The organism is Candidatus Trichorickettsia mobilis (genome assembly GCF_034366785.1).
GTDB lineage: Bacteria > Pseudomonadota > Alphaproteobacteria > Rickettsiales > Rickettsiaceae > Trichorickettsia > Trichorickettsia mobilis_A.
In genome coordinates, this window is record NZ_CP112932.1 from 803632 (window position 1) to 815900 (window position 12269).

General features: G+C 33.8%; 16 protein-coding genes. 12 read left to right on the top strand and 4 right to left on the bottom strand.

All coding sequences use genetic code 11. The annotated features are described in order from the left end of the window. Positions 1–6 precede the first annotated feature (6 nt). The 12 genes from hemJ (at position 7) to recN (ending at position 8983) form a co-directional block, all read left to right on the top strand. The gene (hemJ, locus tag Trichorick_RS03665; RefSeq protein ID WP_323737687.1) at positions 7–444 is read left to right on the top strand and encodes a protoporphyrinogen oxidase HemJ; all 438 of its coding nucleotides are present in this window, start codon (positions 7–9) and stop codon (positions 442–444) included. Positions 445–712: 268 nt separating this feature from the next. After that, positions 713–1201: a phage minor head protein gene (locus Trichorick_RS03670; RefSeq protein ID WP_323737688.1), complete on the top strand. Its 489-nt coding sequence runs from the start codon at positions 713–715 to the stop codon at positions 1199–1201. Positions 1202–1319: 118 nt separating this feature from the next. Further along, positions 1320–1709 carry a hypothetical protein gene (locus Trichorick_RS03675; protein ID WP_323737689.1) on the top strand — a complete coding sequence of 130 codons (390 nt, stop codon included), beginning with the start codon at positions 1320–1322 and terminating at the stop codon, positions 1707–1709. A gap of 51 nt (positions 1710–1760) precedes the next feature. Continuing rightward, positions 1761–2180: a hypothetical protein gene (locus Trichorick_RS03680; RefSeq protein WP_323737690.1), complete on the top strand. Its 420-nt coding sequence runs from the start codon at positions 1761–1763 to the stop codon at positions 2178–2180. Positions 2181–2232: 52 nt separating this feature from the next. Then, positions 2233–2451, top strand: coding sequence for a ribbon-helix-helix domain-containing protein (locus tag Trichorick_RS03685; protein WP_323737691.1), 219 nt, complete (start codon positions 2233–2235; stop codon positions 2449–2451). After that, complete coding sequence (def, locus tag Trichorick_RS03690; protein ID WP_323737692.1) at positions 2438–2968, top strand: peptide deformylase; 531 nt, start codon at positions 2438–2440, stop codon at positions 2966–2968. Before Trichorick_RS03685 ends, def begins: the two co-directional genes overlap by 14 nt. Further along, positions 2965–3900: a methionyl-tRNA formyltransferase gene (gene fmt / locus Trichorick_RS03695; RefSeq protein ID WP_323737693.1), complete on the top strand. Its 936-nt coding sequence runs from the start codon at positions 2965–2967 to the stop codon at positions 3898–3900. Before def ends, fmt begins: the two co-directional genes overlap by 4 nt. Further along, positions 3884–4879, top strand: a complete 996-nt coding sequence (gene gap, locus Trichorick_RS03700) for a type I glyceraldehyde-3-phosphate dehydrogenase (protein WP_323737694.1) — start codon at positions 3884–3886, stop codon at positions 4877–4879. The genes fmt and gap overlap by 17 nt, the downstream gene beginning before the upstream one ends. A gap of 1 nt (position 4880) precedes the next feature. Beyond that, positions 4881–6074, top strand: coding sequence for a phosphoglycerate kinase (locus Trichorick_RS03705; RefSeq protein WP_323737695.1), 1194 nt, complete (start codon positions 4881–4883; stop codon positions 6072–6074). Between the two features lie 64 nt (positions 6075–6138). Beyond that, the gene (locus tag Trichorick_RS03710) at positions 6139–6429 is read left to right on the top strand and encodes a hypothetical protein (protein WP_323737696.1); all 291 of its coding nucleotides are present in this window, start codon (positions 6139–6141) and stop codon (positions 6427–6429) included. A gap of 166 nt (positions 6430–6595) precedes the next feature. Beyond that, positions 6596–7336 carry an outer membrane protein assembly factor BamD gene (locus tag Trichorick_RS03715; protein WP_410250230.1) on the top strand — a complete coding sequence of 247 codons (741 nt, stop codon included), beginning with the start codon at positions 6596–6598 and terminating at the stop codon, positions 7334–7336. Next, a complete protein-coding gene (gene recN / locus Trichorick_RS03720; protein ID WP_323737698.1) occupies positions 7337–8983 on the top strand; it encodes a DNA repair protein RecN in 1647 nt (548 codons plus the stop codon). A 173-nt stretch (positions 8984–9156) separates the two neighbouring features. Here the strand turns inward: recN and Trichorick_RS03725 are convergent, their stop codons facing one another. The 4 genes from Trichorick_RS03725 to Trichorick_RS03740 all read right to left on the bottom strand — a co-directional run bounded on the left by Trichorick_RS03725 (position 9157) and on the right by Trichorick_RS03740 (position 12193). Then, positions 9157–9495 (bottom strand): YraN family protein, encoded by a 339-nt coding sequence (locus tag Trichorick_RS03725; RefSeq protein ID WP_323737699.1) that lies wholly within the window; start codon positions 9493–9495, stop codon positions 9157–9159. Next, the gene (locus tag Trichorick_RS03730; RefSeq protein ID WP_323737700.1) at positions 9496–10242 is read right to left on the bottom strand and encodes a type 2 periplasmic-binding domain-containing protein; all 747 of its coding nucleotides are present in this window, start codon (positions 10240–10242) and stop codon (positions 9496–9498) included. It lies immediately after the preceding gene. 25 nt (positions 10243–10267) lie between these two features. Then, entirely contained in the window at positions 10268–10405 is a 138-nt protein-coding gene (locus tag Trichorick_RS03735) for a hypothetical protein (RefSeq protein ID WP_323737701.1), read from the bottom strand. A gap of 531 nt (positions 10406–10936) precedes the next feature. After that, positions 10937–12193: an MFS transporter gene (locus Trichorick_RS03740; RefSeq protein ID WP_323737702.1), complete on the bottom strand. Its 1257-nt coding sequence runs from the start codon at positions 12191–12193 to the stop codon at positions 10937–10939. Positions 12194–12269: the final 76 nt, after the last annotated feature.

Here is a 12269-nt window from a genome sequence, read left to right on the forward strand (position 1 = left end):
TAATTAATGGATAATTATTATTCATGGTTCAAAGTATTACATATTTTTGCGGTAATTTCATGGATGGTAGGTTTATTATATTTACCAAGAATCTATGTATATCACACTAGAGTATCTAGAGATTCAGAAGCAGACAAAATTTTTCAGCTGATGGAATATCGTTTATTAAAAATCATCATGAATCCAGCAATGATCATGACTTTTATTTTTGGTTTAATCAATGCTCATATATATGGCTTTGTTGCTTTAGGCGTATGGTTTCATATAAAAATAACAGCAGTATTAGGGCTCTCTTGTATTCACGGATTACTGGCAAAATGGAGAAAAGATTTTGCCAATGGTACGAACAAACATTCAGAAAAATTTTATCGTATCATTAATGAAATACCAGCAATATTAATGCTGGTTGCTATTATCATGGTGATCATAAAACCGTTTGAGTAGTCCTAATTAAAAACACCGAAGCTCCAGTTCTAGCCGTCATTGCAAGCTGATATATCCCCACGAAAATTGTTGCTAAGTGTGGATGACTTTATGGGTTCGGAATGACACTAAACTAGGTGCTCGGGATCTTATATATCTAACTTAGCAACAATTTTCGTGAGGATATATCAGCTCGCAATGACGTAGAAACGGGAGTTTCTGACAATTTTAATGGCAACTCGCATTATTTAATATTTTTACCTTAAAGCACTTAGTGCGTATTTCTTAAATGATATACTGGCCATCTTATGATTCATTTAAGATGGTATGTTTTGTGCAACGTAGAGATCTTTACATAGAAAAACACTATAATCCAGCCTACCACAAAGCTTTTGTAGCATATCTAAGATATGGTACAGCAATCACAGTGCCATATTATGTAATTAAGGCGGCGTCACCAGAGCATTACATATGGCGTACTCAAGAAGATAATAAAGTCCGATTAACGCACGCTGCCAATAATGGCAAAGTCTTCGCTTGGGATAAACCACCTGCTACGGGTCATCCGGGGCAACAACGTAACTGCCGATGTTGGGCTGAGCCGGTAATGGTAATCATTGAAGATTTGAGTAAAGTCGAAGCATTGATAAAAATGACCGATACTAAAACCTGGCCAGAACCGCCTATTAATGGTATATTAAGAGAGGGTTTAGCTTCAAAAACAAAGCCTCGTAATAGAAAAGAAAAAAGCCTATATGATCAATATGGAGGTGAGTGACGCCCGCATATAGACAGCGGTCATAATATACATTGGGATTATAAGGCTTCAGGAAGATGTTCAAGCTGGATGAACATTCCGATAAATAATTTACCAATTTTAAAAGAAGGATGGCAATATGTTAAAAATGAAATGTTTTCCAGAGTTCAAAGGAGCAACTCATTTGGTTATAGCTGGAGGTGACGAAGATTATGCGCATGCTGGTAAAATTTTAACTAAGAAATTAGCTAACAAAGAAGCAATATTTTTAAATAATCCTGAGTTTGTCATCTATTACCCTACTCCCTTAATTACAAAGGATGTACAAAACTTGCCTCTAACAAAAGAAGAGAGTCAGGAATTACTTGCTATTTTTGAGGATTTTAGTACAAGACATGGTGGTGCATGTCATGATTACTTTGATATAGAAGTACTTCCTGAAATAGAACTACTGATTTCATACTTGGAGTATGATGATCAGCTATTTACTGATGATCGGTGGTATCACAAATTTAATGGAACTAGTTAAATATTCTTCTGTAATCTATTTTAAAATTATAAATAAATAATATAGGCATCTATGTCTGCAGTACGTGAATATTATAGATATTCTCCCATAGAGAAAAACAGTAATATGTTGAAGATGAAATGTATTCCAGAGTTTGAAGGACCTATAACTATGCTAGTAATAGCTGGAGGTGACGAAGATTATGCGCATGCCAGTAAAATTTTAACTAAGAAATTGGCTAACAAAGAAGCTATATTCTTAAATAATCCTGAGTTTGTCATCTATTACCCTAGCCCTCTAATTACAAAAGATATACAAAACTTGCCTCTAACAAAAGAAGAGTGTGAGGGATTACTTGCTATTTTTGAGCGCTATGGGTCGAGAGGTGGTGGTGCATGCCATAACTATTTTGATATAGAAGTGCTTCCAGAAATAGAACTACTGATTTCATACCTGGAGTATAATGATAAAATATTTACTGATGATGATTGAGATCATTCAAACAAATTAAATTGACCTGTTTAATAAAAAATGGTGTAATAATATGACGGTAATTAGCACGCAAATACCAGAAAGACTATATTCTTCCTTATCTCAGGTTGCAAAGCAACTAGATCGATCAAAATCCTACCTTATCAGAGAAGCGCTTGAAATTTATTTACAGGAACTACTAAAGGGAGTAGAAGATTGTAGTGGAAGTAAAAAATTAAAACAAAAAAATTTGAATAGAGCTAAATTAATACAAAATTATGACTATACTTAATGTAATAACAGCGCCAGATCCAATTTTAAAAGAAAAATCTGCTGTTGTAGGACAAGTAGATGACAATGTCAGAAAATTAATGGATGATATGTTAGTAACAATGTATCATGACCATGGTGTTGGTCTTTCTGCAGTACAGGTTGGAATATTGCAAAGAATTTTAGTGATTGATTTACAGGATGATAATGATCAAAGTGAAAGAGAGCAAGGTTTTTTTCCACTTTTTATGGCTAATCCTGAAATTATCGAGCAATCTACAGAATTGGTGCTAGCAACAGAAGGATGCCTATCTTTGCCTGAACAAAGAGTTGAAATAGCAAGGCCGGATAGTATCAAGACTAAATTTCTGGATTATACCAACAAGTCGCAAGAAATTACAGTTAGTGGTTGGTTGGCTAGGGCAATTCAACATGAGATAGATCACTTAAATGGTAAGTTATTAGTAGATTACTTAAGCAATATAAAGCGCGATGTAGCCTTACGCAAACTTAAGAAATTAAAGAAGAATTGTTTGTGAAAGTAATTTTTATGGGTACGCCAGAGTTTGCGATACCGGCTCTAAGTGAACTCATTAATTCACAAACAAATCAAGTAGTGGCAGTCTTTACTGCTGCGCCAAAACCTCAAAATCGAGGGTTAAAGCAAGTTTATTCGCCAGTGCATATATTAGCAGAAAATCATCACATACCTGTCTATACTCCAAATAGTTTAAAAAAAACTGAAGTAATTGAACTAATAACATGTATAGAAGCAGATATTATAGTGGTGGCGGCCTACGGATTTTTAATTCCTAAAGAAATTTTATATGCTAAAAAATACGGATCTATTAACATTCACCCTTCTGCCTTACCAAAATATCGCGGAGCTGCTCCTTTGCAGCGAACTATAGTAAACGGTGAACAAGAAACCGCAATTTGTATAATGCAAATGGACGAGGGGTTGGATACTGGCGATATAATTTTACAGGAGAAACTAGCGCTTAGTCCAAAGATAACTTTTTCAGAATTACATGATCAATGCGCTGCTATTGGTGCCAGGCTTCTTATAAAAACTCTAGCAGAATATACAACTTTACCTAAAATTCCTCAAGATAATAACCAAATTATCTATGCTCATAAGTTAAAGAAAGAAGAAAGCAGAATTAATTGGGAAGAATCTGCTGATAAATTAGATTGTAAAATTCGTGGTATGAATCCATGGCCAGGAGTATATTTTGAATATAAAGAAAAGATTATTAAAATACTAGAAGCTGATTTTGATAATCAGGAACATAATTTTATGCCAGGAACAGTAGTCAATAATGATTTAAAAATTGCTTGTGGCCAGGGCTTCTTGATAATAAAAAAATTACAACAGGCCGGTAAAAAAGTACTGATGATCAAAGATTTTTTACGAGGAGAGCCAATTTTAGCAGGAACAAAGTTGGTAAAAGATGAACATAGCAATTAACGGGCTTGGCCGTATTGGTAGATTAGTATTTAGGTCAGCAATTGCTAGAGGTGATCATCAAATTGTTGCGCTAAACACCCCCAGTGACATCTCAACAGTTTGCCACTTAATAAATTATGATTCCATTCATGGTAGATCAGATATAATTGCTAAAGCAGGAGATAGGCACTTAATTATTCAAGATCAACAAATTCCAGTTTTTCATCATCAGAGCCCAGCAGATATTCCATGGAAAGATTTTGACGTGGATATAGTGCTTGAATGTTCTGGTAAGTTTACGGATAAGAATAAAGCTGCTTTTCATTTAGCTAGTGGAGCTAAGAAAGTAATAATTTCTGCTCCAGCTGTTGATGTTGATAAAATTATTATTATCGGTATAAATCATCAAGATATAGCAAAAAATGACGATATTATTTCTATAGGCTCATGTACTACTAATGCTTTAGTACCGGTGGCCAAGGTTTTACATGATCACTTTAATATAGAAGCTGGGTATGTTACTACTATTCATGCTTATACTGGCGATCAGAACATAGTTGATGCTAGCCATAAGGATTTACAGCGTGCACGAGCAGCATTTACTTCAATGATTCCAACAAAGACTGGAGCAGCAGCAACTATTGGATTAGTATTACCTGAATTAAAAGGAAAATTGGATGGTTCGGCAGTGAGAGTGCCGGTAGCTAATGTTTCTTTAATTGACTTTACTTTTACTGCTAGTAAAAAATTGGAAATATTCTCTATAAATGAGGCAATGATTAATGCCAGCAATAGTTATTTAAAAGGAATATTAGGGATAGCTGCTGCTAATTTAGTGTCCATTGATTTTAATCATACTAGCTATAGTTCAATTTTTGATCCTTCTGAAACAAAAATAGTTACTCCATATTTTGCTCGAGTACTAAGTTGGTATGATAATGAGTGGGCATTTGCTCAAAGGATGCTGGATTGTTGTGATATTTTAAAAAAATTTCTATAATATGCTAAAGCAATTACGCGATTTAGAGATAAAAGATAAAAGAGTACTTTTAAGGTTAGACCTTAATTTACCAATCAAAGATGGTAAATTAACAGATAATACGAGAATAATTAGATCGATTCCTACTATTAACTACTTAGTGAATGCTGGGGCAAAGATCATAATAATTTCTCACTTTGGTAGACCACATGAATTTGAGCAGCAATTTTCACTTGAACAAATAGCTGTACAGCTTAAGCAGTATTATAACCAACCAGTAAAATTTTTCAGAGAATGCATTGGCAGTAAAGCATTAGCAGCAGTTAATAGTTTAGCTGCAAGTGAAATTATGCTGTTAGAAAATTTACGCTTTCATCCTGGAGAGGAAAAATGTGACGAGGTTTTTACCAAAGAATTAGCTATTCTTGGCGATATATATATTAATGATGCATTTTCTTGTTCGCATAGAGCACACTCATCTATTGTAGGATTACCGAAATTATTGCCTGCAGCTGCAGGTCTCGGATTATTACAAGAATTAAAAAACATCGACATAATTTTACAAAAATCATCTTCGGCAACTGCTATTATAGGAGGTGCTAAAGTTTCAACAAAAATTCAATTGTTAAATAATTTGATCAAAAAGATTGATAATTTAATAATTGTTGGGAAAATGGCAAATACATTTTTAGCAGCTTCAGAACATAAAATTGGCAAATCCTCCAATGAACCTGAGTATTTTCAAGAAGCAAAGAATATTTTAAATATAGCAAAATCTTTAGGAAAAAATATCTTACTGCCGATTGATGTAGTGGTTGCTAACAAGCTTGAGAATGAGCAATATAATAATTGTAAAATAGTTTATCATGATCAAATCAATGAAGATGAGATAATACTCGATATAGGTACTGAAACTACAGAAAAAATATCTACTATTATTAAAAAGAGCCATATGTTAGTTTGGAATGGTCCCGCTGGGTTATTTGAAAATCCATATTTTAATTGTAGCACAAATTACCTCGCAAGACTAATCTGGCAACAAACCAAGCATTATAATTTAAGTAGTATCATAGCAGGTGGGGATACTGTTGCCGCTATAAAAGCAACAGGATTAGCAGTAGAAGGTTTTAGTTATATATCAACTGGTGGTGGCGCATTTCTAGAATATTTGGAAGGTAAGGATCTTCCTGGTCTCTCTGTCTTATCTATTATCTGAGAATTATTTGACTAATATTGATAGCTTAGTGACGCTTGTGTAACAAAATCTTCAATTAAATGCTTTGCGCCAAAGTAACATCAAGGATCTTTCATTATCCGATAATTCTTTAAATGGTGCTGGAATAAATAACTTGTTAATATTAATGGATAAATTAGAATATCTAGATATAGGATCAAACGAGAGTACTATTACTGAAACACAACTAAAATCGTTTTTGCAGTCAGCACTTACTGCAAAAACTACTCAGTTTTCGCCCACTAAGACCTTGTGCTTGAATGAGCTGGAATTTGACAATGCCACAGACGCTGATCAAAGTGTACTTACAGGATTAGCTGATGATTGCATTGACTAATATTAAATTTTTATAGAACAAATCTAATAATGCCGTTTAATCTTTCTATAATCTCACTATTTGATAGTGAGATTATAGTCAAGTTAAATTTTCCTTGTCTGAAGTTATTCATCTCGTGTATAAATATGGCTAAAGATACTTAAGAGAGTGCTATATAGTGATGAAGATGAAATTTTCTTGCCTAATCATATTAGGATTATTATTTGTTGGTTGTAAAAGCAAGAAGAAGGATGACGATATTGTTGTTCCTGCTACAGAATTATATGCCAATGCTTTAGTTCTACTTGAAAAAAACAAATATAATGATGCTGCTACAGAATTTGGTAAGGTGTTTTTACAGCACCCAGGAAACTTAGTTACGCCGCAAGCTGAGTTAATGCATGCTTATTCTTTGTTTTTAGCAACTGAATATGAAGAAGCTGTTGATGTATTAGATACATTCATCAAATTACATCCAATGAACATAGACATCGCATATGCATATTATCTTAAAGGATTATCGTATTATATGCAAATTTCCAATGTTCACCTTGATCAATCTAGAACAAGCCTAGCCAAGGCAAGTTTTGATGATGTGATTCAACGTTTTCCTGGAACTAAATATGCTATAGATGCAGCATTAAAAATTGACCTGGTGAATGATCATCTTGCTGGAAAAGAGATGGAAATAGGACGCTATTATTTACGCATTAAAAACCCGATTGCAGCTATTCTTAGATTTCAAAATGTAATAGAGCAATACCAAACTACTTCTCATACTTCAGAGGCTTTGTATCGATTAGTTTTAGGGTATAAGTTGCTTGGATTAAATGAGGATGCTAAAAAATATGCTGCGGTACTTGGGCATAATTATCCAGCAAGTACGTGGTATAAGCATGCCTATGCTTTGGTAACTAAGGAAGAATAAATGCTCTATAACCTCTCTATTAGAAACTTTATCTTGATAGAAGAGTTAGATCTTGAGTTTCAGTCAGGATTGTGCGTAATCACAGGTGAAACTGGTGCTGGTAAATCTATTTTACTAAAAGCATTGCTTTTTTGTTTAAATGGTAAATTAATCGATAATGTCATCAGACATGGTACTGATTCATGCACGGTTATTGCTACCTTTGCGCTATCTAAAAATATCAAAGAGATATTGCTACAATTGCAAATTGAAAGTGAAAATGAGTTGGTAATAAGGCGTAGTCAAACATCAGATAATCGCAAGAAATTTTTGATCAACGACCAAGTAGTTACTGCCAAAACTGTAACTATGATTGCTGATCTTTTATTTGAGTTACATGGACAAAATACTCATACCGCTTTACTAAAATCTTCATCACACTTAGATCATCTCGATGATTACGGTAATCTAACTGATTTGCGCAAAACACTGGTCAGTGAATATAATAAGTTGCATAATATAAAATCCCAGCTTAAAGAAATCTCTGACCAGCAGCAAGAGACCTTGCGTGAAATTGAATATTTACAATTTATTACTGATGAATTGTCGACAATAAACGTTAAAATTGATGAAGAGGAGCATCTAGCTGATTTAAGACGTAACTTACAAAATCGAGATAAAGAGCTACAATTATTTCATGATCTTTTATTACAGCTAGAAGCACCAGAACTATCTCAAGCAATTAATCGTGCTAACCGCATTATTAGTCGTATCAACCAAGCAGATCAGCGTTTTGTTAATATCCGTCAACAATTGGAAGAAGCTGACAATAATCTGGCAGAAGCCAAACAACAATTACAAGATATTATCGCTAATCTAGCAACCGATGAGCACAACCTTGATACAATAGAAGAAAGGTTATTTATTATCAAAGGGCTAGTGCGTAAATATGGGGTATCATCAGCTAATCAATTGCCTGATTTTCTTGTAAGTACAAAATTAAAATTATTAGAGTTACAACAAAAAATTGCTAATAGTAGCAACTTACATCAACAACTTAAAGCACTTGAAAGTGAATATTTAGATCTAGCCAAAATACTATCCGAAAAACGTATAACAGTAGCCTTAGCACTTGAAGCAAGTATACAACAGGAATTAGCACTGTTACAAATGGAGAAAGTGTTATTCAAAGTAGAGCGTACCATTAAGCCGGTAGCTGATGTTACCGGCATTGATGAAGTGCGTTTTACCGCTTCTACTAACCCAGGAATGCCATATACTGCAATAGATAAGATTGCTTCAGGTGGAGAATTATCGCGTTTTATGTTGGCATTAAAATCAACTCTTGTAGCTAATGAAGCAATACCATTAGTAATTTTTGACGAAATTGATACTGGCGTTAGTGGTACAGTAGCAGATAGTATTGGTAATCGTTTAAAACAACTAGCTAGAATTTCTCAAGTTATAGTGATAACTCACCAACCTCAGGTAGCTGCAAAAGCTGATCAACATCTTTTAGTCAGTAAAATGCACTTCAATGAACAAACAAGAGTTATTGCTCGTATCCTTACCAAATCAGAAAGAGTACAAGTACTGGCACAAATGATTGCTGGTAAAACAATTACTGAAAATAGTGTTAAGGCAGCGCAGGATTTACTTGCATATTAGCATATTGACCGAGCTGTTCAGTTGTCGCAAAAAAGTGACGTTGTTAAGAATATTATAAAATTTGAAAACATGATACATGCACACAGCCTATTTAGTTTCTAAATGCACAACAAACAGCAATAATTTTGTTGTAAATTTCAATGAAAATTTATGCGCCTTATCCTAAACTGACATTACCAAGCATTCTTAATAATTATTGGTAATTTATATGGTCTGACAATAGCCAGATCAAATCTAACTTGATAATGTTGATATTTTGGATGGCGTGATAGAAAGGCGTCGGCCGCTCTAGTAATTCTTTTTCGTTGTTGATGACGTAATACTTCACCATAATCGCCGTCTGTACTTCTGGCTTTAACTTCAATAAATACAATATTTTTGCCGCGTAATGCTATTAAATCAATTTCTCCGGCACAATTTCTCATCCGATGTTGTAAGATTTGATAAAACCTCAGTTTATAAAGAAAAACAGTTAAATATTCCGCTGCTAGTCCAAAATAATAATGTTTCATTTAATCTAAAATTAGCGTAGCAAATTCGCAATCCAAATCTCTAGTAAATTGCTCTCTTATAGTTAAAAATTGAGCTATATTTATATCTTTATATTTATTATATTTATTTTCAATTAGCGCATTTGCTCGTGATTGTAGATAGCTACGGTAAATAAGTGGGCATTTCATTAATTTAGAATTAATCAAAGGTTGAAGTTTTTTAGTTAATACTTCCTTATTATCGGTTGCGATTTGAGCACATTCTTCCGTTTGAGTTCCCGCTTCACAAACTTGCTTTTGCACCGGCACTTGAGAATTGTTAACATCTTTAACTAATATCAACTTTCCATTTGTACCTTCTATTATTCTTGCGTTTGGTCCATACTTAGCTATTAGTGTTTCGTATATTTCTATCATTCTAGCAACAATATCTCTAGATTCTTTTACTAATTCTCTGGATTCTTTTAAAGTTTCAATATGTTTATAAGTAAGATCCCTTGATTCTTTTAAAGTTTCAATATGTTTATAAGTAAGATCCCTTGATTCTTTTAAAGTTTCAATATGTTTACGAGTAAGTTCTATAGATTGTCTTAAAATATCTGAGCCTTCATTGTTTATAGTAATTAGCTTATCTGTTAGTCTGATTCTTCTATCTACATTAGCAATTTGTTGATTAAGATTATCAATAATTGCTTGTCTTCGAGTGTCAGGTACAGCGACGTTAGACGCCGCTATACTAGGTAGTGATATATTTATGTTAACAGCCATAAAAACCTCTTTAATTTAACATATATTATACTATATCAAGATTATGGTGTCCTAATCCCATAGCCTCTACTTCATCAGGATTAACAGCTAAATGCTGATTGTCTGATATAATTTTATCAAATTGAGTTTTAAGTTCTAGATATTTTATATTACCTTCATACATTTTTTGCTGAAGTTCTTGTATTTTTGCTGCTTTGACAGCATCAGATTCTTGCCAATAAGCAACTTGTCTTTGTAGATCAACTTTATCCTGTTTTAATTCAGCTTTATCAGCTTTTAGCTCTTGATTAGCGAGAGTGTTCAGTTAGATATACTCGTTTAACTTGAATAGTTTGATAAATATAAACCAATGTCATCCAGAACCATGCCCTGAACTTGTTTCACGGGTTGTTTCAGGATCTCATCAATTCGCAAGAGATCCTGAAATAAATTCAGGATGACATTAGAGGCTGTCAGATCAGTAGATATAAGAGAGGAATTTTTAGGAAAAACGAAGTCGAGTACCGCAAGCAGTTCCCTTTGTTTGTTGCGGAACTTCGACTGCGTTTTGACAACAAAATTACCTCTTATATAGACTGATCTGACAGGCTCTTAGACCTCTCTCACAAACTCTTCATTTGCACGGAGTATAGTGTTTATAGAGTAGACGGATTGTAGATGGCCAGAACGATAATTCATAAATAATTGAGTATATCTAGTCTTTAACTAGACCTCTGATAACATGACGCATATAATATATAACAACTAGGAACAAGCTAGAAGTAGCCATAATATAAAATGCTGGAGCGTAAAAAAGTCCCGTCATTTCCACTAGCCAACGAGAAATAATTGCTGATGTGCCGCCAAACATTGCAATTCCTAAATTATAACTAAATGCTACTCCAGAATATCTTTGTTCAGGTTTAAATAGAGAAATAACAAAAATATATGCTGTACCGGCTATACCCCCTCCCAACATCCCTAAAACAGTTAGTGCCAGAATCTGTTTCCATGGTGTAATTGCAGACATGAATAATAAAGTCGGTAGAGCAAAAAGTAAGATTGCAACACTAGATAATACTATCATTTTAAACTTGCCGATCCTATCGGCTATCGCTCCTGATATTGGTAACGCGATCATTAATACCACTGAAGCATATGATAGATACATTAGCGCAGTAGTATTATCCAAATGCAATACATTATGATAGAAGACATTTACATAAGTTTTTACTAAATATACTACACTACTGGCAACACCCCCTAAACAAAAGGTAATAACCATCGATGGCCAAGCTGTTTTTATTACATTAGAAAATGGCGCTTTTAAAGTCTGCTTTTTCCTAGCGAGTAATTTAAAAATTGGAGTTTCAGATACTTTAAGACGTAAGTATAATCCAACAATCCCCATACATCCACCTAATATAAAAGCGAATCGCCAGGCAAAGTCAATGTGAGAAAAATATTGTTCTATCATTATTCCAACAAAAGAAGCAATTAAAGTGCCGGTAATGTTAGAACCATGCACTAATCCAGTAGTAAATCCAGGTTTTAAATTGCGATAATGTTCTAAAATGAAGATTGCGGTGCCAGCCCCTTCTCCACTAATACATAACCCTTGAGTCAAGCGTAAAATTACTAATAATAACGGCGCCCAGTAACCAATATCTTGATATTCAGGTATTAACCCCATAGTAAAGGTAGGAATAGTCATACCTAGCATAGAAATAATTAGCGCAACACGTCTTCCATATCTATCACCAATATAACCAAAAAATATACCACCAATAGGGCGAGTTATGAAGCCGACTGCAAAGACAGCTAAACTAGATAAAGTTTGTATAAATTCTGATTCTCCAGGGAAAAATATACGACCGATTGTTGGTGCAAATACTGAATATACTGTGAAATCATAATATTCCAATACATTGCCTGAGATAGCGGCTAAGAACACAGATTTTGTTTTGCTCATCAAGTAGCTACATAATTAAATTATAATATTCTGAAGTTATTAAGTTCGTAAATTTTTCCAAATATACTACATGTAA

Bases quoted from the DNA above. Each gene is read 5' to 3' on its own strand.
- hemJ (WP_323737687.1), top strand. From the start codon at position 7: ATGGATAATTATTATTCATGGTTCAAAGTATTACATATTTTTGCGGTA.
- Trichorick_RS03670 (WP_323737688.1), top strand. From the start codon at position 713: ATGATATACTGGCCATCTTATGATTCATTTAAGATGGTATGTTTTGTG.
- Trichorick_RS03675 (WP_323737689.1), top strand. From the start codon at position 1,320: ATGTTAAAAATGAAATGTTTTCCAGAGTTCAAAGGAGCAACTCATTTG.
- Trichorick_RS03680 (WP_323737690.1), top strand. From the start codon at position 1,761: ATGTCTGCAGTACGTGAATATTATAGATATTCTCCCATAGAGAAAAAC.
- Trichorick_RS03685 (WP_323737691.1), top strand. From the start codon at position 2,233: ATGACGGTAATTAGCACGCAAATACCAGAAAGACTATATTCTTCCTTA.
- def (WP_323737692.1), top strand. From the start codon at position 2,438: ATGACTATACTTAATGTAATAACAGCGCCAGATCCAATTTTAAAAGAA.
- gap (WP_323737694.1), top strand. From the start codon at position 3,884: ATGAACATAGCAATTAACGGGCTTGGCCGTATTGGTAGATTAGTATTT.
- Trichorick_RS03705 (WP_323737695.1), top strand. From the start codon at position 4,881: ATGCTAAAGCAATTACGCGATTTAGAGATAAAAGATAAAAGAGTACTT.
- Trichorick_RS03715 (WP_410250230.1), top strand. From the start codon at position 6,596: ATGAAATTTTCTTGCCTAATCATATTAGGATTATTATTTGTTGGTTGT.
- recN (WP_323737698.1), top strand. From the start codon at position 7,337: ATGCTCTATAACCTCTCTATTAGAAACTTTATCTTGATAGAAGAGTTA.
- Trichorick_RS03725 (WP_323737699.1), bottom strand. From the start codon at position 9,495: ATGAAACATTATTATTTTGGACTAGCAGCGGAATATTTAACTGTTTTT.
- Trichorick_RS03730 (WP_323737700.1), bottom strand. From the start codon at position 10,242: ATGGCTGTTAACATAAATATATCACTACCTAGTATAGCGGCGTCTAAC.
- Trichorick_RS03735 (WP_323737701.1), bottom strand. From the start codon at position 10,405: ATGTATGAAGGTAATATAAAATATCTAGAACTTAAAACTCAATTTGAT.
- Trichorick_RS03740 (WP_323737702.1), bottom strand. From the start codon at position 12,193: ATGAGCAAAACAAAATCTGTGTTCTTAGCCGCTATCTCAGGCAATGTA.